Origin of the sequence: Ruegeria atlantica, from assembly GCF_001458195.1 — a bacterium.
Taxonomy (GTDB): domain Bacteria; phylum Pseudomonadota; class Alphaproteobacteria; order Rhodobacterales; family Rhodobacteraceae; genus Ruegeria; species Ruegeria atlantica.
In genome coordinates this window covers 44,908-70,497 of the sequence record NZ_CYPU01000011.1, presented here as the reverse complement: position 1 = coordinate 70,497, position 25,590 = coordinate 44,908, and the positions used below count along the sequence as shown (strand labels likewise).

Genomic DNA, 25,590 nt, shown 5'->3' with positions numbered 1-25,590 from the left:
CACCCTTAGCGAGAAGTCGCCGACGCAACAACGAACGACGAAGCGTCACGTCATGGGATGCTTTACAAAGGTTGCACCCACAACACATCCAGGCACTCAACCATATGATACTATTTGATTCCTAGGTGTTTCGGACGCCAGACTTTGGCTTGTGTTTTCTTGTCAAATTCTTTCAGATTTGCGTCAATGACGGCTGACCATGATGATGTGAAAACCGATTTATTGCGCAAAAGGGGCTAAAAGGCATTCAAGGCATGATTGAAAGTCTGATCAGTTGACCAAAGTGTAAGCGCTCGCCTCTAGGACATTTAGATACTTCATGTCGTCTGCTTCGATCCGCATCATTTCGAAGAGCAAGCGATTGTCCACGCCGGCGGTGAGAAAGAGGTCGCCTAAGCGGTTCAACAGTAGCGCGCGCGGTTCAGTCGCGACCTGGCTGCAGCTGTCTCGAAATCTCGATAACGACCACCACTATACCGTGCACAGTCCAAAGCGTGGCCCGCTGCGATCACTGCAGCACCGATATCCTGCCCGTCGACGTAGCAAACTCCTACGTATCGGTCGTGTGTCCGCTCACCGGTCAACTTACACTCAACCGCTTTTCCGCGAAGGTGGTTGACCATCCAACGTCGCGCATCGCGTCCGGCCGCAGTTCCCAGTTCAGGTGCATCCACTCCCTGCAGTCGTACGGGCGTGCCATCCACAACTATCGTATCGGCGTCGCGCACCTGGACGCCGGCGGCTGTGGCGGTTGTGGCAACTAGTGCCAGGACGGCAGTCAGTCTCTTGAACAAAGTCAGGTCCTCGGTGTTGGGTGCCGGTCGATGATTTGAGAGGCTAGGCGGCCCTGGGTTTTCGTCATAACTAGCTCGTGCTCCAAACTCTTAGTCAATACAAATCGCCACATAATCACTCGACGGCGTTATTCACGCCGTCGTGCAAATAACCTCGCGATGTATGGGGCGCTTGTGAGAAAGTGTCAGATATTTGGGGACTTTGGCCATACAACGTTTCTTGGTCCGCTTAGCCGAGAGGGCTTGAAATTTCGAGAAGACAGCCGCTCCAAAGACTTGTTCACCCTCAGAGAGCGGCGGCTCTTAGAGCATTTTGCCCGCCTCTGGCACCAATTTCTGGCACCGCTCGTACTTTGCCAAATAAAATTGCCCATACACCCTTCCTGCGACAGGCTTTGGATCGGAGAACTTGCAGGACTTGCCTGGGCGTACGCTATTAGCAAGTCATGACACGTAAGACACGGCTTCAGACTTAAAAGGTTTGCAATCACAAATAATCATTCGAAACCCGATTCAGCTGATTAAAATTCCCAGGATTTCAAAGGTGAGTGTCCAACTATGAAAATCGATGCTGCTCGACTAAGGCATTTGATTAGCGCCATGGAAAAAGAGGGATGTGATCGGGAAACCGTGAACAAGATCCTTATCAAATGTGGAATATCCCGTCGCGATGCCGAACAGGCAAAATTCTTCGACTACGAAACAGAAGCAAAAATTGTTCGGGAGGCCTGCGACGCATTAGGCGACATCACCTTTGGAGCCAAAGCTGGGCTATGTTGGAAAGTATCGAATAGCGTCACCGGATACATAAGTAAGTATTCCAAAGACCTTAGAGCAGCGATCGAAAATACCTCTAGGTTTCACGAAATCATCGACCCTGCTGTATTCTATGCTTTGAAGCTTTCCAGCAACGCAGCATCCTTCGAAGTCTCATGGAAGGACGCTGGCTATTCCAAATATCACCGACACACAGAATTTTTGTTGTTTGGTGTACTGTCTCGAATGAGGCACATTACTCAATCGGCTTTCTACCCAATTGAACTCCGTTTTGATCATGAAGTGCGAAATTCAGCGCGGGAGTTTGAGAAACTCGCCGGATTTCCAGTCGTTTTCGGAGCCGAAAGCCTGGAGATCATTTTGTCCCATTCGACTTTGGATCTACCCATTCCCACGTACGATTTGAAGTTGAGAGAGCACCTGACGGAATACGGGGATCGGCTCCTAGCAGAGCGTCCTAAGAACAAAATGGCACTTCGATCACAAGTAGAAGGACTGCTCACGAAGTCCCTACCGTCGAAGATGCTTTCAGCCAATGATGTGGCGTCCAGCCTTGGCATGAGCGCTAGCACTTTCGCACGCCGCCTCAAAGACGACGGTACCAGTTTTCGAACGATCGTGGACGAGTTGAGGTTTGACCTTTCAAAAACGCTGATGAAAGATGGGATGACACTTTCGGAAATATCATTTGCTCTGGGCTACGCTGACCAAGCGGCATTCTCCACAGCATTCAAACGTTGGACTGGGACTGCACCGAGAGATTTCAGCATTACATCGCGAGCTGGATGACCTTCTGCTTACTATTTCCTCAAGCTCTTCTTGGGTTCATCGGACGACCTGGGAACAGACTTTGAAGAGTTCTGTTTCTGATGAGGTACTCCGAGCAACCGCTTGGCCCCCCGCCGGAAACAGAAAATGAGGTAGGCTGAGTACGACAAGCGATCTTAGAAACGATGCAACCAGATCGAAATCATGTTCGCCAGGCTGATGGATTGGCGACGAGCTGGGATCGTTTCCCGCGACTCGCCAATCTGTCACCTCACTCAAAACAAATTTCATTTTCTAGATTTGCATCCTAAGCTGAGGGATGGTTTCTTCGTCACTCCCTACAGATATTCGTCAACCCAATGGTCTCCCTTGGATTTGAAGTGCTCGATTGCAGCTTCCTTTGACCTAAAAATGCGTTCAAATTGGTAATTGATTCCACCTTGCCCCAAGCTCGGCCCTTCGAACGCGACAAAGAGCTGAGTGTCTTTGTTCCATGTATCAAAGTAACCCGAACAAAACGAGCCGCCGAGGCTTTCCATTTCCTTCTCCAACGCAATATCCCTAGTCGCCGATTTTTCCTGCGCATTAAGAACTGCGCCGTCGTTTATGGATATGGCTCGATTGTCTGAAATCTCCGGGATACGTTCTTGCAAAGCCCATCCAAGATCGTAGGCATCAGGGTAAGAAACCATGTCATCAAATGAGGTTGCGTCGGTATTGTAATAGCAACCCAATGGTTCCTCCCAAGAGCGCACAAAGATTTCCACCAGATCAGTGTCCGGTTGTTTGTTTTTCAACCAATTGATTTGGGTCGTCTTGTCAGACTTCAAAAGTTCTTCCAAGGTCATTTTCTATCCTATTTACCACCTGCTAGTAATCTGGTTCTTCGCCGTAGGGACGGCACGGGCAATGCACTCCAGCCAGTTTTTAACTACCCTAGCCCGCGTCAATCCCGCCTTCGATTTTCGACCATCCGGGTGATTGATAGTAATTGATGAATCTTGCAACCACCCTTCTGGGCAGAGTCCCAGGCGAACTGCGCGTTTTGCCACCAAATTGATGTCACCAATCATCACTCTTTGCGATTGTCGTGGCAGCGACTCGCGAGATTTATGAAGCTTCTTTAGCTTGCTCGCTTGCATTGGTTTTTCCCAAGTTATTCGGATGGTATTTTTTGTGTAGCGAGCTTTCGAACGCCGTGAGTAGCATCGAAGGCAGCCGCCCTTCCTCATACCATTTGAGAACCATTTTTCTCGCTGAAAGCTGCGATTTCAAAAGCGCTTCAAATTTCTCACCCGGATTTCGAAAAAACCATAGGGCAGTTTGAGCGGCCAGCATTTCTGGCGATTGTTTTTCATCTAAACACAGCTTGGATGCATGTGTTTTCACCGTAGAAAAGCTGAAAGCCTGATCCAAGAGTTCGTCGGCGGCCAATCTTGCAGCCCATTCAACTTTATGTTTCTTTTTGCGCCCCCCAAATCCCAGCATTTTAGCGCCCCCCCTCATCTCGTTGCAGACCTCAGTATTTACTCCGCAATTGAGGTAGAAATCGCCGGAACTATCACCATTTTTTTCTTGCCAGTTTCTTTTGATTTTGGGTCAACTTTCACCCTATCGAACAGTAGAAGACCGTCATGGCAAAGGGCAGTTTCAGATCAAAACGTCGAATGGTCAAATTGAGCTAGGGTCAGGATTCATAACCAGTAAATGACTAGAGCCGCGAGTGCGATGGCTGATAGGAAGACTTTCAGACACCTGTCGTAGCGTGTCGCGACGCGCCTCCAATCCTTGAGCCTGCCAAACATGATCTCGATGCGGTTTCGCCTTTTGTATCGGCGCTTGTCGTATTTTACTGGCGTCTTGCGTTGCTTTCGACCGGGGATGCAGGCGCGTATCCCTTTGTCTTTCAACGCATCTCGGAACCAATCGGCGTCATAGCCACGATCACCGAGTAGCCAGTCCGCGTTTGGAATGCTGCTGAGCAGAGCCCGAGCACCGATGTAATCACTAACCTGGCCAGCGGTGACAAAGAGGTTCAAAGGCCGCCTTTTGCTATCACAGATGGCGTGCAATTTGGTATTCATGCCGCCCTTGGTTCTGCCGATCAGGCGGCCACGCCCCCCTTTTTCGCGGCCATACTGGTCGCGGTTCGGTGTGCCTTTAGATAGGTCGCGTCAATCATGACCGTCTTCTTTTCGCTGTGCTCGGCGGCGAGACCGGCCATCCTCCGCGCGAAGATGCCTTTCTCGCTCCAACGCTTCCACCGGCTGTAGAGGGTCTTGTGAGGCCCGTAGGCTTCCGGGGCGTCTCTCCAGCGCAACCCATTGCGATTGATGAAGATAATCCCGCTCAACACCCGTTTGTCATCAACCCGAGGCTTGCCGTGCGACTTTGGGAAGAAGGGGGCGAGCTTCGCCATCTGCTCGTCGGTTAGCCAATAAAGGTCTTTCACGTCACCGCTCCGTTTTGGGAGCCGTGAATCACGCAGCGCAGCAAAAATCAATGCATCCTGACCCTAGACCGGACACCTTATTCTGCGGCAAGCACATTGACATGAATGTAACCCTGTTGCCGACGCAGGATGCTATTGGAACTAGAAGAGATTTTGAGGAAGACTCAAAGAGCAACAAATCAGACGCCATGCGGCCAAAGAACTTATAGGCAAACGGTTAGCGAAAATCCAATACCGACTTGCAAAAAATGCGCCGAACTGATGCTTGCCGAGCCCCAGTAGCGCTTTAAAGTCTGCTCAAATTTTCAAAACACAAATTGACATACGCTGGGCCAATCCAAAAGGAGAAGATGCTGAACACGAGGCATCAAAATCCGACTGCACTGCCGAAGAAAAGAGTGCGATAGGGTACTACAGCATTGGTCATTGCCGCAAAGAGTTCACCAAAAAAAATCCACCAAGTATCCATTCACTTGCTACATTCGATGGTATTCTGTGTTTTTGCATGATGTAATCCAGAACACCCACGGCAAATTGGACTTTCTGGATAGAGGCTTTCACTATGGAAATTAGCGGGAAAATAATTGAAATCTTGCCAGAAAAATCGGGGGCCTCGGCAAACGGAACGTGGCGGAAGCAAGAGTACGTGTTGGAAACTGACGGCCAATATCCAAAGAAGATTTGCTTCATGGCGTGGGGAGACAAAATTGACCAATTCGAAATTAGGAAAGATGAAAGCCTGACTGTTTCCATAGACCTGGAAAGCCGTGAGTATAATGGTCGCTGGTACACAGATGTTAAGGCGTGGAAAATTTCTAGGGCTGGCGCTGACAATCAACAAGATGCTTCTTATCCAGCATTTGAAAGCGCACCAAGTGGGGCTGCCAGTCACCTTGATGATGATATACCATTCTAACTTGAACTAGCCAGTCTATCTCCCCAAGCTATTATCGCCCATCTGGGTTACGCTCGCGAACCAGCGCGTTGAGTTGAAGTCGGCCATCGGACTCGAGTCCTACACCCCTTGCGACCGTTGCTTCGGATTCTCTGAATGAAGAGACTGGGCTCGAAGCTGAATTCTAGATTGTTTTCTCGGATGACAGGTTAGCGATTCATAGCGACGATTGCGAAGACCGGTCCCACCTACCCATGTAATGTGAATCATGTGCGACGGCTGGATTTTGCACGTCGCCCTTTAAATGGTTTGACTAAGAGCATCTCAACCGAATTAAGCACATTTTCCAAAGCCGCGTGAGGTTAGGGGGAGGCAACGTCCCAACATATCAGGACGCTATCAATTCTGACATCTAGGTTGGGTCGAACTTACGCAGCTAGTTTTTATACCGAGGTGACCTCTCTTCACACTCAGCAAAAACACTCCTCAGGGCACTGGATAGAAAACGGTGCACCTTATCTCGGTCCATGCTGTTGGCGGCCATTTCTTTGACCAAAGCTCTGGAGGTTAGAGAAATTGCTTCGGAAAGGCCAATGCCATTGGCCTTAGCAGCAAAGATCGCGGCCTCGATATGACCGTCGATCTTGATTTGCAGAATAACCCGTCTCTGTCTGCTCAAATTTTTGAGGTCGCTCATTTAATTGTCCTCGCAACCAATAGCGCTTCAGATAACTCAAGGACATTGTCCGGCCAATAAGCCTGCGGTCTTGGGTGATGAACTCCGACTGCGGCAACCGGTCGACAGGACAATACCGAATTTCGCCATTGCAACGGCACGGCGTCCCGTCCCTGCCGCGCGCCCAACAGGGCACCGCAAATTGCACCATTTGTATCGGTATCTCCACCAAAAGCGACTGTGCCCACTACCGCGTCCCGCAGCGTTTGCTCGGACATCAAGCAAAAAAATGCATTTTGAAAAGCCGTGAGTGCCCAACCCATCTGGTGTTGGAAGTCTTGAGGGCGGTTCGATCTGGCCGCCAAGAGCCTATTTCGAACCATGTCGGCCCCTTCATCTTCTCCAGCGTGGCTGTAGGCTGCAGCCCACATTTCCTCTTCTTCGCCCCCAGCAACGCCCACTGAGATTGCTGCAACATATGCGGCGTTTGCGGCCATCGTGATGCTGTTGGGGTGCGTCAAGGACGCGTCCTGGCGCGCGAGCAGCGCTGCAAGCTTTGGATTGCCAACGGAAAAAATCCCGATTGGACAAGCACGCATCAAAGCGCCATTGGCCTGGCTCTCGGATTGCACGAGTTCACCTGCCTCCAACGCCGAGATAGCACTCGATGTCGTATGACCGATGTCAAAGGGACCCGAGTTTCGCCAGTCGATGTAGGCCTGAGCTACGTCGTTGCTGACATATCGTTTGCGAGCGCAAATGCTTCTTGCAAGCGCAAGCGCCATTTCACTGTCGTCCGTGGGCTGACCCGATATCAGGTTCCACGTTCCGCCATCGCGTAATTCGACGACGCCCTCAGGGTGGCGATCTAGGATCGTTTGAGGGTCCAGAAACTCGACGAACGATCCAAGTGCATCGCCCGCCAGCTGCCCCAGCATTGTCCCGTGAGCGCGTGAAAGCAACGGAGCCGAACCGGTTCTGGTGCTTGGAACAGCCGGTTTCCTATCAATTCTTCCGCTGGAAGACACTTGGACCGATGACAGTCTGCAAACGATGTCAGCCGAGCCCGCAATGAAGCCTTGAAACCAGTTCGAAGCATAGTTCAGCTCTTGCCCATCCAACTGAACCATGGCTTTACCAGCACCGATAAGCAGCGCATGTCCTCCAGCAATGTCCCAAGACGACAGCCCCTGCACCAGGCTGATCGCAGCGTCGACCTCGCCCACGGCAGCCAGGGCTGCCCGATAAGCCGGGCTCGGGAGCGGTCGCACGCGAGCTCCACCAAATGAGATGTGGTTTGGAAGCGCATAGTTTGCTGCGTCGGCATTGAGAGCGATCACTGGGTTGCCGCTTGTTGGTTCAGGCTCCACAGCACGTCCATTTCGGATGAGTTCCGCGCCCAAAGCCCAAGAAATCATGTCACCGCTGTCATCGGGCGCTGTTGGTGCGTAAACGACACCAAGCACGGGCCGACCTTCACTTAGGAGCGCCACTGAGACCGCAGACCCACGTAGACCGTTCATGAAGTCTGCAGTTCCATCGTGCGGGTCTACGATCCAGATGTCGGAACAATCGACCTCGCAGCTATCCGTTTCTTCACCAAGCCAGGAAGCTGGGTGGAGTGACATCAGTTCATTCTTCAGAAAGAGCTCTGCTTCGGTGTCCACTGCAGCTTTGTGTGACGTACCGCGAGGTCCGCCTGGGCGGTGGAACTCTGCACGGATCATGGCACCAACAGTCTCGACTGCGGTGATGACTTGAGGAAGAATTGCTGCAAATGATTGAGTATCGCTGCTCATATGGAAGACTCCGTGTTTTTCGATTTCCAGGAATCTACATCGGCTTATTAAGTCGCGTCGGATGCCTCGGGATTTTGCGGATTTGGTCACTTGGAAGGTAAAAAAGAGTGGAAAAGGCGGTTGGATTTTATTGGACGCTCCCAGTCACTTGGGCGCACTTCGTCGATTTGCCGTCGGACGTAGATGAAGCCGCTGAGGTCAGCCGCACCATTCGCTACCAGAAGGAAATGATACGCAGATACGCAAAAAAGCATGACTTGGATTTGATACGCGAAGAAATATTCATGGAGATCGAACCAGATCGTGGCAGCGCATTGATCCAAGACACACTGAATGCGATGGAAGTGGAGTGCCTCGAACGAGATGCGACGGTAATCATCGTCGATTTTTCACGCGTGAAAAACTGGCGGCGTCACGGTTACATGACTGATTGGTTTGAACGAACCGAATTGACGATAGAGAAACTAGATCCTGATCCTCTCATCACCGCCGACTGGTCGTTCGACCCACACAAGCATTTTTCTGAATGGCGCCGCCGGCAGCTCGAATGGATGAATTCAAAACCTAAAAGAGAGGCCGCAGCCCTCGATAGAGCCAGGCAGTTGAAATCAAGCGATATGAGCTACGCAGCCTTGGCTGAAGCCTTGAACGCCGAACACACGCCATCTCCAAGCGGCAAGCGGTGGAGCGAGAGTAATGTCCGTCTCTTCCTGAAAAAAAACTCCTGACAAAAGCCTTCCGCGCGTCTCCGATGTCCTTAGCCTAGCACCGACTTCGCTTCTGCGTTTTCGCCAACATGTCTTCTGCATGAAAAATGTTGGCAGAAATTAAAAAGTTGCATCCTCGTTCAGTGAATAAGTGTTTGGTTGAATCAAGAGCTAAGAGAGCAGACCCCAGGCATGGAGAAGCCCTGAGTTGACCTGTTCGTACAGGTCATCAAGCACAAAGGCTCCAAAGGATTTATGTTGAGATGAAGAGAACTTGGAAAGTGTTTCGTACGATATGGATGATCGTGACCCCGTTGCTTTTGGCCGCGTCACTCGCATTCAATCTATTGATCACGGCTGGAGGTGCCGCCTTCGACGTGGCCTCGAGTGCTTTCGAGGCCGTTACCGGTAAACAGTCTGTGGCGACACACCAAGCCAATGAGAAGAAAAAGCTCAACAAACACTTGGCTGACCAAAAGAGACACAATCGTGAGCTAAAAACCAAGGTGGCGTCCTTGAGTGAAGATCTCGCAGCCCAGAAGCTTGTCGCAAAAAAGTTTGCTGAGGAGAAGATGATCGTCCACAAAGGCAAGCGCACGACTGCAAAAGCAGCCGTGCTTGCAACCACCTCGACGATTTCCAAACGGGCAGCGGCGACAGCGAGCAGAAGCGCAGGCTCGGTCGTAGGCGAAGCCATTCCTTACGCCGGCACCGCGGTAATCGTGGGAGTAACCGCGCTCGAGCTGTATGATCTTTGCGAAACCATCAAGGATATGAACGCACTTAGCCGAGCCTTTGACCCGTCGCTCGAACCTGACGCCAACGAGGCTACGGTCTGCTCCATGGAGGTACCGTCGGGCCAAGAAATCTGGGCCGCAGCGAAGAAAAAGCCATCAGAAGCGATGAGCGCAGCAAGAGCCGTTATGCCCAGCTTCGAGGAACTAAAGGCTATCGAAATGCCGCAAATCGACTGGGACAGTCATTTCGAATGGACGCAATCGAGCGCTCGGTTCTTGTATGATCAAGGTGTGGATGGCATCCGTTTTGCTTGGGACCAGGGGTCCGACGGCGTAAGCTCGATTTGGACATCCACGACGGAAGGAACGGCAAGTTTCAAAGACTGGCTGCAGAGTTGGTGGTCGGACGGCCAAGACGTGAGCGCGTGCTACATATATGGATTTGAAATTGACGGGCGATGTTTTGAGATGCAGCCAAACGGTGTCGATCCAAACAATTGATTAATGTGATATTTTTACAGAAAATCAGGAACGATTCATGGTACACACCTTTTAACCAGCGCCCGTTTGCGTGGATACAAAAAGGACTATTGAGCACCCTGGTTCACTGACATCTGACGGATCAGGCTTGTAGCTTATACCACTGGTGCTGCTCCCAGTCCCGTAAGAAGTGATCTGGAATGTCACCGCGCCCGCGATTAGCTAGATTGTAAGGCTTTGAACGCCAGAGGTCTTTGACTTCTTGTAGGGTAAGGATCCACAGGTCAGTTATTTTTAGTGCTTCGATATCCAACCTTGTGAATATCCAAAAGTCTGACCGCTCAGGCTCTGTCTGCACCCACCAAGCAGACGACGTTTTCTTTGACTTGATTTCGACAGAAAAGGTTCTGCCTGAGGGCGATGTGGTTCTCATATCAAGTTGCTTGGTATTTCCCATCACCTCGGTTTTGAATCCCCGTTTTTCCAACTCCATTGCAACCAACACCTCGCCCAATGGACCGGTCGAATGCTGAAGCATACGCCGAACCAAATCTGGTTGGCTGGAACAAATTTCGTAGATATCCATCAGTTTTGATCCAATTCGAATAGCTTGATTAGCTGTTGGATGCTTTCGTTCCTGGACAGCAGCTTGAACCGCGAAAGATGCGGCAAGGCGTAAACCGTAAGCCCATCATTGTTTCTGTAGCGACGGATCTTCACTTTTGCCCAGTTGGCCGGAATTTCAGCCTGTAGGCGGGCTCCGGTCAACTTCAGTATTTCTTTTTCGACCGTGTCCGATACCGCAATGACCTTCTTTATCCTTCCGTTGTTGACGACCAAGCTCCAAAAATCTCGGGTAATCGCAATGTTCACTTCGTCTCGTTTGCGGTCCCAATCATCGGTTCGAAATGGCATAAGCGTTGCAGCCAAAACATCTTCTGGGTCTTGGCCTATGAGCTCGCACAAACGAACATACTGATGCGCTATGGGCTTATGGTTCATACCCGGAATGGTGTATGAGCATCCACGCTCATCTGAGGCAATTCTAAGCGGCTCCTTGCCATCCGAGGGATCGCCACCTGGATTTAGGCTTAGAAACAGTGTGTGCGCTGTGCCCAGTAGTCGCCAAGGGCTGAAGAGCAGCTTGAACCCGTGCTTGTAGCCAAGGTGTTTTTCCAAACCGGTCAGGCGCTGTTGCCAATGCTCCCGGTCCATCGACAGCAACTCAAAGGGCTTGTTCATTGATGCAGCCTTTCAAAGTTCACGACGGTTCGACCATAGCGGGGCATTGCGGCTATCTTGCGGCGTCCTATCCATTGAACAAAAAGGGCCATGTGGGCAGCATCAAACCATCCAGACATTGCATTTTTCTACCCTATCAGCTCCGACGGACAGTTCACGGTGAGTACGATGAGCTCACATCCCCAACAATTCGTGATGAATTGCAACCATCGCCCAAGTGTCGCGCGTGCAATACGCCACAAGATCAGAATAGACCTTTTCGCGCGCTGGATCATCCGGTTCGGTCAGTGTCACGTCCTTCCAAAGGCGAGAGGCGCTCGCCCCCTCTTTGATGTCCAGATCATCGTATGAAAGTTCTGGCAAAAACGCTGGAAGAACGGCCTTGATAGAGGCGCTTCCGTTGAACGCGGGATCGTTGATCACTTCATCCGCAAACGGCTTCATAAGATCTACAACGCGGGCGTTTAGGCCTTCCAGGAACTCTGCATGCTCTGGGTAAGTTTCCGCCATTTCCGTATTGCGCGATTTCTCGAACGGAGCATACCAAACCAATACAGAGCCAACGTCTCCCATGTCCTCACGAAGTCTATTCAGTAAGGCTGGCATCGGGTTAGTGGCGTCTCGGTGGAGATACTCCCTGTGCTCGATTTCTCCGCCAGGCTCATGCTGGATATGCAAGGAATACTGGAAAGCCACTTGCTGATAGGGACGCGTTCCGTCCCAGGGTGGCAGCAAACTCTGAGATGTCTCGTAGTCAAAATAGTGAACCGGATAGACAATCTCGCTCAGAAACCTGCTTAACTCCTGATGATCGATAGTGCGTGCACCGTTCGCCCGAGCTCTCAAATAGCGCTGTGTCGACTTGCCCAACACAGATGGATCACTGATCTCGTCAATCTTTGTGATTCCGTCTGCGATTAGTTCGGAGGCTTTTTCCGCGTTCATGAACGGAAGGTGGTGGATGCTGTCCGGCGCGATTGGAGGGTCTAGCTTCTCACGGATCTCCAGCCATTCACCGTAGGATTTAAGGCGCGCACGTTCGGGGTACGGATCAGGCATCGTACCGCTGGCAACGACGCTCAATGCCTGATCGATACGCGTGCGTGTTTTTTCGAGCTGCTCAGTCACCGCATTCGTGATGTCAGTGATGCTGACAAGCTCTTGAGGATTGATTTCGCCATTTCTGACGTAATCACGGTTCACATGTGCCACTTCGCAGCGCGCAATGGGAAACCCGGCTGCCTCAAGCACGATACGCTGGAATGCGAGATCAAATGTGTGTTCGGGCTTTGCAGAAGTTCCGCTCTTGATTTCTGTCAGAACGTACCCATCGTCACTTCGGCTCACGATGTCGGAGATGCAAGTTATGGTTCCATCTTCATAGCGTCCCTGCGCCACCGCGTTTGCACCGTTCCTCCAGACTTCTAAAGTGCGCGCGGGCAGAGCTTGGTATTCTGAAAAATCTGAAAAACCGAGGCGAACGAGATCACCAAATAGCTCTTCCGCGTAGGGCTCAAACGCGTGCCCCTCGTCAAACCGTGCTTGCAATGAAGGGTCGATCGGCGGCAACAGATGCCTGGCGTGTTTCTTGATCCAGAGCCAGGCGGGGTGCCTGAGAAACATCATGTAATCAGATTTGGATAGCATCATACATTCTAAATTCCAGAATTGATGTGGTCAGTAAACGATCATTGGTTTAACCGCTTTATCGCACTCGCCATTCGAAGTCTTGCTGCGGTTGGAGCAACATGGGCAAACAGCGCAAAAGGGCCGGAATTAGCATTTTCTGAGATGCCTCGTCCCGAGATCCAAAGCAGGTAAATGCGTCCGGCTTCCCACCCCACATCGTATTCACATCCGCGCCACTAGCTAGCGACAAGACCATTTAGGCATTTGAATCAAGATTTCTGGCTTCGCCGCAAATGTGATACGGTTGAAGTATTTCGAGTACGAAGACATTGAGAGAGAGCGATGTACCAACTGTTTCGGATTCTTTACGGGCCGACGTTTTTGGCCTTTGGCTTTTGGTATTTCTGCACCCTGGATCCAGTTAAAGAAGTATTCTTGGGCTACGCCGCCGACATGGGAAAAAATGGCGTGGGTTTCTCGAACTTCTCCAAATTGGAACTGTCATGGAACAAACCAGTGGTCAGCTTCTGGATCAAGACCGGCCTGCTTTGTTTCATACCGATCTCTTTGTGGTCGGCTTCTCGCATCGCGCTTCACGAGTTTGGTATGGGCGACGAGCGAAAAGGCAAGAAGGTATCCATAGTACTTGGAAGCATCGCCTATTTTGGGTTGATCACCGGCGTGACCCAAGCAGCATTTAGCCCGGACGCGACTGGATTACCGAAATGGCCTTTCCTTGTATTGGTTTTGGTTTTCGTTCCACTTTTTTCCTGGGTTTATATCAAACTTCACCGGTTATTGGTCTATTTGATCAAACTAGACTTTGGCCACCTTATCGTTGCTGTGCCTGCGGCCAGCATACTATATGCGATCGACCAATCACCTGCTCTACGAGAAACAATTGGTGCCAGCGGCGTCACCTCTATTTTCTTTGTTCTGGCCGCATATGGATTGGTTACCCTAACAGTGCTTTCTCGACGCATGCCGGGTGGCTTCGAAATCATCTTTTTGTTGTTGATGCTGTCTCAAGCCTTGATGAGCCCATTCCGGGCGATCGTTTTTGCCGGAGTGTTCTTTTTTCTGTTGTGCTACGCAAATTCAAAGAAGTTTCAAACATGGTTTGGGCACGAGTGGAGGAGTACGAAACGAGACAAGGTGATCTTGTTATCGACTGCAACCGTCTTCTTCGGGATTTTTATATGGGGTGCGGTCGGCACCAAATGCGGATCACTTTCCGGGTGCAACTTGATTGCGGGGACGCCACGACTAGATGCCGCAGAGGACAGTTGTGGCCTCCGCTGCACGACACGCGACGGGCTTAGGTATTCGGAGCCTACGCCTTCTCCCAGTCTTGCGATCGTCGAATTGACGAAAAGACAAACCTTCGAACGATTGATGCTACCGTTGATCCAAGACAAATCATCGATCGCAGATCTCATTTTTCCTTTGGCACGGGTACCTAACGATTCTCGACTACAGGTTCCAACCGAGAATTCTCCGGTGTTTTTGTTCGCAGCTCAAGGCGGAGGTCTATATGCAGCCTACCACACGGCCTTTTATCTAGCCACTCGGGCGGATAAAGAGCCCGGGTTTACCCGAAACGTATTCATCGTAAGCGGCGTTTCCGGCGGGTCTATCGGAGCGGCGGTCTACTGGGCGATCCGAAAGTCTGGTGTATGCGTGTCGCCAGGTACGGACAGCGAATGCCACAGGAACGCAGTTCGCCAGATCTTGGATCGTGACTTCCTTGCTCACGCCTTGACTGGTCTTTTCTTCAGAGACAATCTCGACAATTTCGTTCCGATTTCAACCCTGTCCAAACAACCCATTGATCGCGGTAGAATGCTCGAAAATGCACTCGGGCGGTCGATAAATCTATGGCTCGACGATGTAGGCCAGGTTGACGATGGTGTAAAAGCGAATGAAAATCTTTTGGACACGCCCTTGGCAAATAGTTGGGATGAACTGCTGGGAGCTCCTCTACTTTTGTTCAACACGACCCGTGTTTCCGACGGCAAAAAAATTGTCCTATCTCCTTTCGACAGATTATCACTCAACGAGACCGGGCGGATCTTCATGGAAGATGACTTGGAGTTAACCGTCGGAAATGCCGCAGTGATGTCCGCCCGGTTTCCAATTGTCACACCTCCCGGAAGAGTGTTCGCCGGCAACACTCGACAGGATTCCATACTCCAAGTTCAACAATTGGCCGATGGCGGCTATTTCGACAATTCGGGATTGGACACATTAAATGAGTTCATCCCCTCTATTTCTCAACATTTGGACGATCGCCCGATAAATTTGATGGTCTTCCGATCTGAGGAACCTCGCTTACCGGGCGCAATCAAGGGAACCATATCCGCGCCGATTTCTGCTTTCCACAAGGCTTGGAAAGCCAGAACAGAGCAAACGGTCCGCCGCCTGACCGTCGTCTACGGAGACGCCCCCGGAGCAGACCCGACAGTAAGGGTGTGCTTCGTGGAGGCAGAGATAGAAAAAGTGAACTTTACTGTGAGTTGGTATCTCTCACAGACTACGTTCAAAGCAATCGAAGATCGTGTAGAGCAGGAACTCGGCCTAGATGGCTTGGAACCTGAAGGATCTGAGCAGCAAAATGCCGAGGGAGAAGGTGCCTCGATTGAGTCCAATGGAAACGAATGCGAATTACGGCGCGCGGTTGGCACAGGTAATTTGGTACCGCGTTGGAATCTTCCAACCAAGGGCTTTGTTGGGGTGGAACTAGACGGAAAACCAAAATGACGCCACGCTCATATTTGTATCGGTCGTCTCCTTTGGACCAACCGTTCAACCCTAAACCAGCAACCGCCCTGATACGGTTTCAAGACATTCGCTACAGATGCGAAACACTCGGGCGTAAGGACTCACAAAAAAAGTCGATTCTGCGATTTAGCTGGCGAACGCGCACGTCTGCTTCGTAGCGCATTGCAGAATTCCAGATTTGATTGCACGCAGTGTGCACGTGCGAAGCGTTTAGAATTGTAAAAACGCTAGAGGATCGGTCCGGTCCTCTAGAGAGGAGTTAAAATCGCCTCAAATCTCTTGGAAGGACAGGACATCGGGCCGAATGTTTTCCACCCTTGGCCAAAGGTATCCGTCTCTTCCCGCATCAATAGTCGGGAACTGTCGTATAGCGCCAGTCGTTCTCGTAGTGACTGTACCTGTGAATCCCATACAGGAACGACTCGTTGTTTACTCATGCCCCTGCCCCACCAACTGCGTCCGAGAGCAATACTCCTCGCACATACGCCAAGCCCTCAATCATGCTCTGTGAGATATGAGCTCTCTCGTGTTCCAAGACTCGAAATGGACCTGTCCATCGCTCCGACCGGTAGCGAGACCTTCGAGCCTCGTCGCATCACCCGTGATTACATTGCCAAGATTATGGGCTTTGCGAATCGTCTTCGTTCGCAGATCAGATCGGTGGCGTAGCCGCAGAAATTTGCTTTCGAGCTCGGCAAAACGACTCGCTTTGTCTCGCTCCTGTCTCGCTCGCAAGACACCAGAAACAACCGCCAAAACCTAAGTCATTGATTTAATGGCGGACCGAGGAGGATTCGAACCCCCGACCCCTTGATTCGTAGTCAAGTACTCTATCCAGCTGAGCTATCGGTCCGCGTTGGTGAGGCGGTATTTAGACCCGGTGTTCGGGACACGCAAGTCGATTCTTAAAAAAGTTTTCAAAAAGTCCCATCGCCCCGCGGAAGCCTGATTTCAAAGGTTGTCCCCTCGGCCCCGGTATGCGCCAATATCAGATCCCCGCCGTGCCCACGTACCAGCTCCTGCGAGATGGCAAGGCCTAGCCCAGAGCCTCCCTTACGCACCCCGCCCTGAAATGGAGTGAACAGGTTCTCACGTGCTTTGGGCGGCAATCCGGGGCCGTCATCCCTGATCTCAACGCACCAGTCGTCTCTATTCTCGCAGCCGGCGATCGTGATGTTTCCCGGTTTCCCGGATGCCACCAAGGCCTGACGCGCATTGCGCACAAGGTTCATCATGACACGGAATATCTGCTCTGGGTCTGCCCGGGCCACAAGATCTTTAGGCACGTCGTTCACGATCTCGACGCAAGCATCTGCAACTGCCAGCTGTTCGCTGGCAACAACATCGGCGGCGACATCGTGCATCCGCACCATGGTCAGTGTCGGCGCAGGTTCTTCTGCGCGTCCGAAGGCCAACGTGCTTTCGCACAACGACACTGCCCGTGTGATCGAATTCACCAGCTTGGGTGCCATACGCCGCACCAAGGGATCATCGCTGGTCTCAATCCGGTCGGTGAAGAGCTGTGCCGAAGTAAGTATGTTCCGCAAATCGTGGCTGACCTTGGCCACCGCGCCGCCCAGTTGCGCCAGCCGTTCACGTTGCTTCAATGCCTGCGTCAGCTCGGTCTGCAATTGCTGCAATGCTTCCTCGGCCTCGCGAAGTTCGGTCACTTTGGAGTTGGGCGAGATGATTCCCCTCGCGTCTTCGGGCGCCTCTGCATAGCGCTGCATATAACCAACAACACTTTTGATCGGTTTCACCAAAACGACGCGCACAGCCAAAAACAAAAAGAACGCGGTGATGATGGAAATTACGAAGGACAGCCCCAGAATGCGCAGGCCATAATCTGTCATCGCCATTCGCAGCGGCATGCTCTCTATGGTGACTTCAATCAGCAGACCTGCCCCTTTGACGGGTTCGCCAATCACGCGGATGACTTCGTTCTCAGTGGTGAACAGTCGCGCCAGCGCGTCGCGGATCAACACCCAAGGCCTTGCGTCGCGCAGATCGTAGGTCTTTGTGATCTGTTCCGGAATCGGCGAAGACAGCATAAGCTGGCGCACCTCATCGCGGCGTAGCACGACGTTATAGACACCCGCGTTGGCCAGCAGTTCGGCCTCAAGATCTTCGGCCAACATATCGTCAGCCAGCAGCGCCAAGGACGCGATCTGCGCGCGCTCAAGCCGGTTCAGCAGAAAGTCTTCGCGAAAGCGCGCGATTGAAGGAACAAAGATCAAAATCTCGGCCAACATCACGAAGACCGTCGTCAGGATCAGAAATCGGCCCGACAGCGTATTCAATCTGCTCTCCCTTCTTGGCTAGGGCATCCAGCGTTGGACGAACCTGACCACTTGTTTAACCATCTGATTCTCAAACAGCCTTGGCGAGAAATAGGCACCCGCCACCCGTTTGTTAAGCTCTCCGATCGTCGGATAGGGCGAAACCATCGCAGCGATCTGACTCATCTTCAGGTTATTGGCCAACGCAAGCGACCACAAGTTGATCAACTCTCCGGCCTGATGCCCTACGATTGTGGCCCCCACAGGCCGACCCTTTACGACCATGACCTTAATGAACCCTTTGGTTTTCCGCTCAGAGATTGCCCGGTCGTTATGGTGATAGTCAAAGCGCGCGATTTCGACCTTGTCACCATGTTGTTCACGGGCCTGAGCCTCGGTCAGGCCCACCTGCGCCAATTCCGGGTCGGTGTAGGTCGCCCAAGGGATATGTGCGGCTTTTGCCTTCGAGGGCAGGCCAAACAACGCAGAACGGATGATGATCCCTGCGTGATATCCAGCGACATGAGTGAATTGCAGACCACCAGCGACGTCACCAATGGCGTAAACTCTGCGATTCGTCGTGCGCAGCGCGTCATCGACCTTGATCCCGTTGCGGGTTGGTTCAATCCCGGCAGCCTTTAGGTTCAAACGGTCTGTGTTGGCCTTACGCCCGGCGGCCAACAACAAATGAGACCCCGAATAGATCTCACCCGCCTCGGTCACAATTTCTATGGCCCCTTTGTTGTCGCGAATCTGGGCGACCATAGCCTGTTCATGAATAACCACACCGTCGGCGCGCAAGCTGTCCAGAACGACCGCGGCGGCCTCGGGGTCATCCTTGCCCAGCGCCTTCAGGCCTTCGACAACCGTGACCTTACAGCCCAGTCGGACATGCGCTTGCGCCATCTCCATCCCGATCGGTCCGCCACCAATAATCAAAAGATGTTCAGGCTTGTCGCGCAGGTCAAAGATCGTCTCATTGGTATAGAATGGCACCTGATCCAATCCCGGAATCGGAGGCACCAACGGCGAAGAGCCGGTCGCGATCACTATGCGCCGTGCGGTGATCATGTTGTCGCCCGCCTGCACCTGTGTCGGAGAGACAAAGCTGCCGAATTCCCGGATCACATTTACGCCGAAACCTTCAAACCGTTCCTGACTGTCCATCGGCTCGATCTGAGCGATAACATCGTGAACGTGGCCTTTGGCGGCGGCGTAGTCGACCTGCGGTACCACGTCAGCCACGCCCAGCGCGGCAGAATGTGCCTGACCGTAAGCTGCCTTGCCGCTGGCAATCAGAGCCTTGGAAGGGACGCAGCCGAAGTTGAGGCAATCGCCACCCATCTTGTGACCTTCCAGCAGAATCACATCGGCCCCCATCTGGCTGGCGCCAGCAGCGACTGACAGCCCCCCCGACCCGGCGCCAATCACCAGGATGTCGGTTTTCAATTCTTGCATGATTTCAGCGGTCCTTTCGGCCACGCAGAGATTTGATGACAATTGGCAGCGTGGCCAGCACACACAAGCCGATGATCGGGCCAATCACAAATGGTTCCCATAACAGCGATACATCAGGTGTTTCGCCCCGATCGAACACACCACCCAGCCCGACGCCGATCCATGTGTAGACGATTCCGCCCGGGATAATGCCTAGCGCGGTGGTGATAAGGAAGTTGCGGAACCTCACGCCAACCAGCGCAGGCACCAGGTTGGCCACAAAAAACGGCACAACGGGAACAAGACGCAATAGAAACAGCACCGAGATCTCATTCTCGCGTAGCCCGTCTTTCAGTTTCCTGATCGTCCCTTCCGAGGACTCAAGCCGTTTGGTCAGGGATTCGCCCAACCCCCAGCGCGCCGCCAGAAAGATTGCAGAGGCTCCGATGGTTGCCGCAAACACGTTGAACACGGTTCCGGCGAACAGGCCGAAAAGAAACCCGCCGGTCATTGACGCTACTGCGGCACCCGGCAGCGAAAACGCGACGATGACAATGTAAATACCAACGAAAGCTGCCGCCATTGCCCAATAGTTGGCGTCGCGCCAGGTCAATAGCGCCTCACGATTGTCCCGCAGGGTTTCAAAGGTCAGATAATCACCCAGTGTGAAGAACCCCACCGCAGCGACGGCGAGAATCACCAGCAATGGAATATGCCGCGCCAACCCATTGCGCGGTGCCTGAGTCGTTTCGCTCATAAGGCTGTCCGGTTTGTTACGTTTCATTCTGACCCCAACATGCGCTGCTTGCGCCCTACGCAACAGGGGGCTCACGCTGCCTTGATGTTTTTGGTAGGGAATGTGAGGGTTTGGGGCGAAAATCCCGCTGTTTTGAAACGTTTTGTCCGACCCGACTACAGAATTGTTGCAAAAGCCACGAAAACCCCACCTAGGGGTTTGACTTACCCCCCACTACCCAGTAGAGGACGGGCTCCGAACACCACGGGCAGGCGAATCCGCGCCGCACCCGACCGCATAGATTGGAGACGGAGCGATGAAACGCACCTATCAGCCTTCGAACCTGGTTCGCAAACGCCGCCACGGTTTCCGGGCGCGCATGGCCACTAAGGCCGGCCGCAAAATCCTGAACTCGCGCCGCGCACGCGGTCGCAAGTCGCTGAGCGCGTAAACCGCTCACCGATCAGGTTATGAACATGACGCCGCCGGAGGCCCCTCGTGGATGGTAAGAACCAGCCCGGGGAAACGCCCCCGGCGGCGTCCGTTTGCGCGCCTGTAACTTTGACCGTTCTCAGGAAACGATCTGATTTCCTTAAGGCTGCGCGTGCCCGCAGGCAGGGCACATCCTCGATGATGTTGCAGGCTCGCAAACGTACCCCGGACGAGGCGACCGGAATTCGGGTAGGCTTTACCTGTTCCAAAAAGGTTGGCAATGCCGTAGCACGCAACCGCGCCAAGCGCAGGTTGCGCGAGGCCGCTCGGGCTGTTCTGCCCGTCATTGGACATGACGGGTGGGATTACGTTCTGATTGGTCGGGCCGAAACCACAGTCGCGCGACCCTATGAGGCACTTCTGGACGATCTGCGCTATGCGCTTCGCAAAGTGCACAGCGGGCGGAAATGACCCTCTTCTCTCATATTGTGGCTCTACCTGTAAGGGCCTATCGGCTGGTCTTCAGTCCCTGGGTTGGCTTCAATTGCCGATACCAGCCCACCTGCTCGGCCTATGCGCTGGAAGCACTGGAAAAGCATGGGGCCATCAAGGGAAGCTGGCTGGCGGCACGGCGGATTGGCCGCTGCCATCCCTGGGGCGGCGATGGGTACGACCCCGTACCCAACCGCAAGGAAGACGACAACTGATCTTTGTGACCCTCCGTCAGCCTTGACCCATTCGGACATGCGCTGAACACTTGAACCCGTACTGCCCGAGGTTCAGATGACATCCGACGCCCGCCATTCCCTGCCGACACATGACGTATTGAATCAGCCGCCTGTGCGCGCGGATTCTAATCTCTGGTCTTCAGATCCCGTTCTGCGAAACGCCGTGCATTTCACGGGCGGTCGCGAAGCGCCTTTGGCGGCTTACGGGGAAACGTTGGGACGGGTGGAAACCCGCGAGCTGGGGCGCGAGGCCAATAGGCACCTCCCCGAACTTCGATTGTTCGATCAGGGCGGTAGGCGCCTGGACGAGGTACGGTTTCACCCCGCCTATCATGAGATGATGCAGATCAGCCAATCTGCCGGCTATGCGGCCTTGGCCTGGGACGGTCAGTCCGGCGGCCACACGACCCACGCCGCGATGATGTATCTGGCCAGCCAGGTTGAGCCGGGCCATTGCTGCCCATTGACCATGACCTACGCGGCAATCCCGGCTCTTGCTGCAAATGAACAGATCGCCTCCGAGTGGCGGCCTAAGCTCATGGCGCGCAACTATGATCCGAAGACTAAACCGATCGAACAAAAATCCAGCGCCACCTTGGGCATGGCAATGACCGAAAAGCAGGGCGGCTCGGACGTGCGCGCCAATACCACTGTTGCCAGCCAGGACGGAGAGCATTGGCGCCTGCGCGGACATAAATGGTTCTGCTCGGCCCCCATGTCGGACGGTTTTCTGACGCTGGCACAAGCGCCCGGTGGGCTGACCTGTTTCCTCGTCCCCCGCTGGCTGGACGGTGAACGCAACGCCATTCACCTGATGCGACTAAAAAACAAGCTGGGCAACAGATCCAACGCCTCGTCCGAAATCGAATATCACGACGCACTGGCGTACCAACTGGGGGACGAAGGCGCGGGCGTGCGAACAATTATCGAGATGGTCCATCACACCCGACTGGATACAGCCGTGGCCCCGGCGGGCCTGATGCGCGCAGCCCTCAGCGAAGCGCATCATTGGGTCGCCCACCGCAGCGCTTTTCAGCGCCGGTTGATCGACCAACCTCTGATGCGCGCTGTCCTGGCGGATCTCGTGTTGGACTGGGAGGGCGCGTTGACGCTGGGGATGCGCGTCGCGCAGGCCTTCGACGGCCAGTCACCCGAAGACAAGGCCTTTGCCCGTATCGGTGTCGCCCTGGCCAAGTTCCTGAACAACAAGCGGTGCCCTGTCGTTGTGGTCGAGGCGATGGAGGTGTTGGGCGGCATGGGCTATGTCGAAGACACGCCCATGCCCATGCTTTATCGCGAAGCCCCTCTGAACGGCATTTGGGAGGGGTCGGGAAACGTCATCTGCCTCGATATTTTGCGAACGTTGTCCCGCGACCCGCTGGCCGCTGAGGTCCTGCAGGCTGAACTGGATTCAGCCGCGGGCAGCGACCGAGATTACGACGCCGCCCTCAAGGCACATCGCGAACGGTGGCCCGGAATTCCCCCGGAAGGTGAGGCCCGCTGGTTTGCTGAGAACACAGCACAATTGCTAACGGCCTCTCAACTGCTGCGCCGTGCGCCCCCGGCCGTTGCGGACGGCTTCATTGCAACGCGCCTGTCAGGCCACAGCGGCCGCATCCCCGGATCCGTGTCCGGGTTGGACACGGACGCCTTGCTGGCGCGTCTGGACTGACCCGGCCACTTGCCCGGTTGCCTCAACTGTTGTAGGGCCTGCGCATGTTTGACGAAGCTGACGATATCCACCCGCTCTTTGCTGGCGCGCCCTCGACTACCGAGTTCAAAAAGCTGCGCAAACGCATCGTGCGCCAGACCCGTGAGGCCATTGAGCAGTACGGGATGGTGGACGCTGCAGCGCATAACAAGGACGGAAAACCACCTCGCTGGCTGGTCTGCCTTTCGGGAGGCAAGGACAGCTATACCCTGCTGGCGGTTCTGTACGAACTGAAATGGCGCGGTCTGCTGCCCGTTGATTTGCTGGCTTGCAATCTGGACCAGGGTCAACCCGGATTTCCGGCCACCGTTCTGCCCGAGTTTTTGGAACGCATGGGTGTTCCGCATCGCATCGAATATCAGGACACCTATTCCATCGTCATGGACAAGGTTCCGCAGGGCCGCACCTTTTGCGCCCTGTGTTCGCGCCTGCGCCGAGGCAACCTGTACCGCATTGCGCGGGAAGAGGGATGCTCGGCCGTTGTACTGGGCCACCACCGCGACGATATCCTCGAGACGTTCTTCATGAACCTGTTCCACGGCGGGCGCTTGGCCACCATGCCGCCCAAGCTGGTGAACGAAGAAGGCGATTTGTTCGTCTTCCGTCCGCTCGCCCATGTGGCTGAGGCCGATTGCGAGAAATTCGCGACCTCGATGAACTATCCGATCATCCCCTGCGACCTCTGCGGCAGTCAGGATGGGTTGAAACGTCAGCAGATCAAACAAATTTTGGATCAGTGGGAAAAGAACAGCCCCGGACGCCGTCAAGTGATGTTTCGGGCCCTGACAAATGCGCGTCCGTCGCATCTTTTGGACCCAAAATTGTTTGGTTTTCAAAATCTTGCACTCAGACCAAATGAAAATGACGAAAATTCGGACGAAATTCCTCAGCTCCGTTAACGAGTGACTCAGATTGGTTTCCTAGGGTCGACCTGAGCGTTTCAAACGCAAGGTAGAGGCCCGAAGATCCGATGTGGAAACATATCTCAGTCAGCAGAATTTTTGACTCTCTTGCCATGGTGCTAAGCGGCCCGCCCGCCTTAGCCTTCGCGCCTGCGATCAGTCTGGCTGCGTATTGGATTGGTGGAGAGCAGGCATTGGTTGTCGTGGCACTTGCCCTGCCGCTTGCGTTTGCCGCGGTTTCAACCGCGCACAAGGCCAGCAACCGGGGAAAAGACGGTAACTGCCTCCTTGCTCTCGACAGGTTTGCGGCCCAGATGGAAACGCTGTTCGTGGAAAACCAACGCACCGGTCACGAAGCTACCTGTATGATTGTTGAATTGGACGGGTTTTCTAATGTCTTGATCTGCACGGAAATGCGGCCGGGAACGTAATGGCTAACCAATTCCGCAACCGGGTACTTTCGGTCATACGCTCACATGACATTGTCACTGGGCCAGGGCAAGATCGCAATCGGCCGGCACGCCGCGCAGAATCTGGGAATGGAGGCCTGCATTCAGATGTTGGAGCGCATTCAGGCCGCCGTCGATGAGCCAATCATGCTGAATGGCACCAGCGTTTACATGTCACGTTCAATCGAGTCATGTCTGCGATCCACGTTGCCGGATGTTGCGTTTGCTGAATGGATAGATGCCACCGGTGCAGCACTGGCGGAGGCGCAAAGAAACGGTCCTGCAACGATCCGCGCCTTTTCGTCGGAAACGCAGCGGCGGGCACGCGTGCGCGCCAACCTGCGTAATGAGTTTATTGCGGCCTTGGATAGTGGCGAAATCCGCCCATGATTTCCACCGACACCGGCCACGTTACCGGGTTCGAGGCGCTTGCCCGTTGGGAACACCCGCAGAAAGGCGTGTTGGGACCGCAGGTTTTCCTGCCTTTTGCCGAGCAAGCCGATCTGATGGAACGCTTGGGTCAGGTGATGCGCCATCACGCTTTTGCCGCCATGCACCAATGGAACCGTGTCGGTGTCGTCGTGCCTCGGATTGGCGTGAATTTCTCATCAGAAGAACTGCGCGACCCGGCGTTGATCGACCGTCTAAAATGGGAGCTGGATCAAAATGACCTGACGCCCGACAGATTGACCGTCGAGATTCTTGAAACAGTGTTTTCTAGGCGGCCTGATGACGTGATCACCCGCAACGTGATAAGCATGTCCAAGCTCGGCTGCTGCATTGACCTCGATGATTTCGGCACCGGCCACGCGTCCATTGCGTCGATCAAGCGCTTTGACGTCTCACGCATAAAAATCGATCGGTCGTTCGTGGCAAAGGCGGATCGGGACGCAAGCCAGCAACAGTTGGTCAGCGCGATATTGACCATGGCGGAGTGACTGAATGTCGAAACCCTGGCCGAGGGGGTCGAAACACAAGGCGAGCATGCCCTGATGGCGCAATTGGGTTGCGACCACGTGCAGGAGTTTGGAAATGGCAAGCCCATGCCCTTTGAAAAGACGTTAGACTGGATGGCCACACATCAGAACAAACTCAACGGAATGCCAAAAATCGGGCGTCAGGCACGTCCTTAGGCGCGAATTAACGCCACAGAACCCCAATCGGTGATGAATTACAGGG

The 25,590-nt window shown here is 53.6% G+C and carries 24 protein-coding genes, 1 tRNA gene and 1 pseudogene; 13 read left to right on the top strand and 13 right to left on the bottom strand.

Annotated features, from left to right (window positions below):
• Positions 1 to 401 precede the first annotated feature (401 nt).
• Positions 402 to 794 (bottom strand): thermonuclease family protein, encoded by a 393-nt coding sequence (locus RUA4292_RS02900; protein WP_233493320.1) that lies wholly within the window; start codon positions 792 to 794, stop codon positions 402 to 404.
• 558 nt (positions 795 to 1,352) lie between these two features.
• Here RUA4292_RS02900 and RUA4292_RS02890 point away from each other — a divergent pair.
• Positions 1,353 to 2,360 (top strand): helix-turn-helix domain-containing protein, encoded by a 1,008-nt coding sequence (locus tag RUA4292_RS02890; RefSeq protein ID WP_058276213.1) that lies wholly within the window; start codon positions 1,353 to 1,355, stop codon positions 2,358 to 2,360.
• A 317-nt stretch (positions 2,361 to 2,677) separates the two neighbouring features.
• Here RUA4292_RS02890 and RUA4292_RS02885 read toward each other — a convergent pair whose 3' ends face one another.
• The 3 genes from RUA4292_RS02885 to RUA4292_RS23830 form a co-directional block, all read right to left on the bottom strand.
• Entirely contained in the window at positions 2,678 to 3,187 is a 510-nt protein-coding gene (locus tag RUA4292_RS02885; protein ID WP_058276212.1) for a hypothetical protein, read from the bottom strand.
• 262 nt (positions 3,188 to 3,449) lie between these two features.
• A complete protein-coding gene (locus RUA4292_RS02880; RefSeq protein WP_058276211.1) occupies positions 3,450 to 3,827 on the bottom strand; it encodes a hypothetical protein in 378 nt (125 codons plus the stop codon).
• A gap of 206 nt (positions 3,828 to 4,033) precedes the next feature.
• A protein-coding gene (locus tag RUA4292_RS23830) for an IS5 family transposase (protein ID WP_145974846.1) occupies positions 4,034 to 4,791 on the bottom strand; the annotation gives its coding sequence in 2 pieces (ribosomal slippage) (positions 4,034 to 4,467 and positions 4,467 to 4,791; 759 coding nt in all).
• 562 nt (positions 4,792 to 5,353) lie between these two features.
• On the opposite strand from RUA4292_RS23830, the gene RUA4292_RS02865 reads away from it, so the two are divergent.
• Complete coding sequence (locus RUA4292_RS02865) at positions 5,354 to 5,707, top strand: DUF3127 domain-containing protein (RefSeq protein ID WP_058276208.1); 354 nt, start codon at positions 5,354 to 5,356, stop codon at positions 5,705 to 5,707.
• A 415-nt stretch (positions 5,708 to 6,122) separates the two neighbouring features.
• Here the strand turns inward: RUA4292_RS02865 and RUA4292_RS02860 are convergent, their stop codons facing one another.
• Positions 6,123 to 6,383, bottom strand: a complete 261-nt coding sequence (locus RUA4292_RS02860) for a hypothetical protein (protein ID WP_058276207.1) — start codon at positions 6,381 to 6,383, stop codon at positions 6,123 to 6,125.
• The gene (locus RUA4292_RS23825) at positions 6,380 to 8,161 is read right to left on the bottom strand and encodes an inositol monophosphatase family protein (protein ID WP_082636968.1); all 1,782 of its coding nucleotides are present in this window, start codon (positions 8,159 to 8,161) and stop codon (positions 6,380 to 6,382) included. The genes RUA4292_RS02860 and RUA4292_RS23825 overlap by 4 nt, the downstream gene beginning before the upstream one ends.
• Positions 8,162 to 8,268: 107 nt before the next feature.
• On the opposite strand from RUA4292_RS23825, the gene RUA4292_RS02850 reads away from it, so the two are divergent.
• Complete coding sequence (locus RUA4292_RS02850) at positions 8,269 to 8,889, top strand: recombinase family protein (RefSeq protein ID WP_058276206.1); 621 nt, start codon at positions 8,269 to 8,271, stop codon at positions 8,887 to 8,889.
• A gap of 278 nt (positions 8,890 to 9,167) precedes the next feature.
• The gene (locus tag RUA4292_RS02845) at positions 9,168 to 10,106 is read left to right on the top strand and encodes a hypothetical protein (RefSeq protein WP_145974838.1); all 939 of its coding nucleotides are present in this window, start codon (positions 9,168 to 9,170) and stop codon (positions 10,104 to 10,106) included.
• 121 nt (positions 10,107 to 10,227) lie between these two features.
• On the opposite strand, the gene RUA4292_RS02840 is transcribed toward RUA4292_RS02845, so the two are convergent.
• From RUA4292_RS02840 to RUA4292_RS02830, 3 genes are all read right to left on the bottom strand, one after another.
• Positions 10,228 to 10,671 (bottom strand): hypothetical protein, encoded by a 444-nt coding sequence (locus RUA4292_RS02840; protein ID WP_058276204.1) that lies wholly within the window; start codon positions 10,669 to 10,671, stop codon positions 10,228 to 10,230.
• The gene (locus RUA4292_RS02835; RefSeq protein ID WP_058276203.1) at positions 10,671 to 11,327 is read right to left on the bottom strand and encodes a hypothetical protein; all 657 of its coding nucleotides are present in this window, start codon (positions 11,325 to 11,327) and stop codon (positions 10,671 to 10,673) included. Before RUA4292_RS02835 ends, RUA4292_RS02840 begins: the two co-directional genes overlap by 1 nt.
• Before the next feature lie 174 nt (positions 11,328 to 11,501).
• Positions 11,502 to 12,974, bottom strand: coding sequence for a DUF2779 domain-containing protein (locus RUA4292_RS02830; protein ID WP_233493319.1), 1,473 nt, complete (start codon positions 12,972 to 12,974; stop codon positions 11,502 to 11,504).
• A 324-nt stretch (positions 12,975 to 13,298) separates the two neighbouring features.
• On the opposite strand from RUA4292_RS02830, the gene RUA4292_RS02825 reads away from it, so the two are divergent.
• The gene (locus tag RUA4292_RS02825; protein ID WP_058276201.1) at positions 13,299 to 15,716 is read left to right on the top strand and encodes a patatin-like phospholipase family protein; all 2,418 of its coding nucleotides are present in this window, start codon (positions 13,299 to 13,301) and stop codon (positions 15,714 to 15,716) included.
• A gap of 797 nt (positions 15,717 to 16,513) precedes the next feature.
• Here RUA4292_RS02825 and RUA4292_RS02820 read toward each other — a convergent pair.
• The 4 genes from RUA4292_RS02820 to RUA4292_RS02805 form a co-directional block, all read right to left on the bottom strand.
• Positions 16,514 to 16,590 (bottom strand) — tRNA-Arg (locus tag RUA4292_RS02820).
• A 64-nt stretch (positions 16,591 to 16,654) separates the two neighbouring features.
• Entirely contained in the window at positions 16,655 to 18,037 is a 1,383-nt protein-coding gene (locus tag RUA4292_RS02815) for a sensor histidine kinase (protein ID WP_058276200.1), read from the bottom strand.
• Positions 18,038 to 18,055: 18 nt separating this feature from the next.
• Positions 18,056 to 19,474 carry a dihydrolipoyl dehydrogenase family protein gene (locus tag RUA4292_RS02810; protein ID WP_058276316.1) on the bottom strand — a complete coding sequence of 473 codons (1,419 nt, stop codon included), beginning with the start codon at positions 19,472 to 19,474 and terminating at the stop codon, positions 18,056 to 18,058.
• Between the two features lie 4 nt (positions 19,475 to 19,478).
• Positions 19,479 to 20,210, bottom strand: coding sequence for a TVP38/TMEM64 family protein (locus tag RUA4292_RS02805; protein WP_058276315.1), 732 nt, complete (start codon positions 20,208 to 20,210; stop codon positions 19,479 to 19,481).
• Positions 20,211 to 20,505: 295 nt separating this feature from the next.
• On the opposite strand from RUA4292_RS02805, the gene rpmH reads away from it, so the two are divergent.
• From rpmH to RUA4292_RS25525, 8 genes and pseudogenes are all read left to right on the top strand, one after another.
• Complete coding sequence (rpmH, locus tag RUA4292_RS02800) at positions 20,506 to 20,640, top strand: 50S ribosomal protein L34 (protein ID WP_005632162.1); 135 nt, start codon at positions 20,506 to 20,508, stop codon at positions 20,638 to 20,640.
• A 25-nt stretch (positions 20,641 to 20,665) separates the two neighbouring features.
• Positions 20,666 to 21,092 (top strand): annotated as a pseudogene (gene rnpA, locus RUA4292_RS23820) (ribonuclease P protein component).
• Entirely contained in the window at positions 21,089 to 21,328 is a 240-nt protein-coding gene (gene yidD, locus RUA4292_RS02790) for a membrane protein insertion efficiency factor YidD (protein WP_058276198.1), read from the top strand. Before rnpA ends, yidD begins: the two are co-directional and overlap by 4 nt.
• A 76-nt stretch (positions 21,329 to 21,404) precedes the next feature.
• Positions 21,405 to 23,021 carry an acyl-CoA dehydrogenase family protein gene (locus RUA4292_RS02785; protein ID WP_058276197.1) on the top strand — a complete coding sequence of 539 codons (1,617 nt, stop codon included), beginning with the start codon at positions 21,405 to 21,407 and terminating at the stop codon, positions 23,019 to 23,021.
• Between the two features lie 44 nt (positions 23,022 to 23,065).
• The gene (gene ttcA, locus RUA4292_RS02780; RefSeq protein ID WP_058276196.1) at positions 23,066 to 23,959 is read left to right on the top strand and encodes a tRNA 2-thiocytidine(32) synthetase TtcA; all 894 of its coding nucleotides are present in this window, start codon (positions 23,066 to 23,068) and stop codon (positions 23,957 to 23,959) included.
• Positions 23,960 to 24,030: 71 nt separating this feature from the next.
• Positions 24,031 to 24,393, top strand: a complete 363-nt coding sequence (locus RUA4292_RS25535) for a hypothetical protein (RefSeq protein ID WP_306346056.1) — start codon at positions 24,031 to 24,033, stop codon at positions 24,391 to 24,393.
• A gap of 45 nt (positions 24,394 to 24,438) precedes the next feature.
• On the top strand, positions 24,439 to 24,801 hold the full coding sequence (locus tag RUA4292_RS25530; RefSeq protein ID WP_306346055.1) for a hypothetical protein: 363 nt from the start codon (positions 24,439 to 24,441) through the stop codon (positions 24,799 to 24,801).
• Positions 24,798 to 25,349, top strand: coding sequence for an EAL domain-containing protein (locus RUA4292_RS25525; RefSeq protein WP_306346054.1), 552 nt, complete (start codon positions 24,798 to 24,800; stop codon positions 25,347 to 25,349). Before RUA4292_RS25530 ends, RUA4292_RS25525 begins: the two co-directional genes overlap by 4 nt.
• Positions 25,350 to 25,590: the final 241 nt, after the last annotated feature.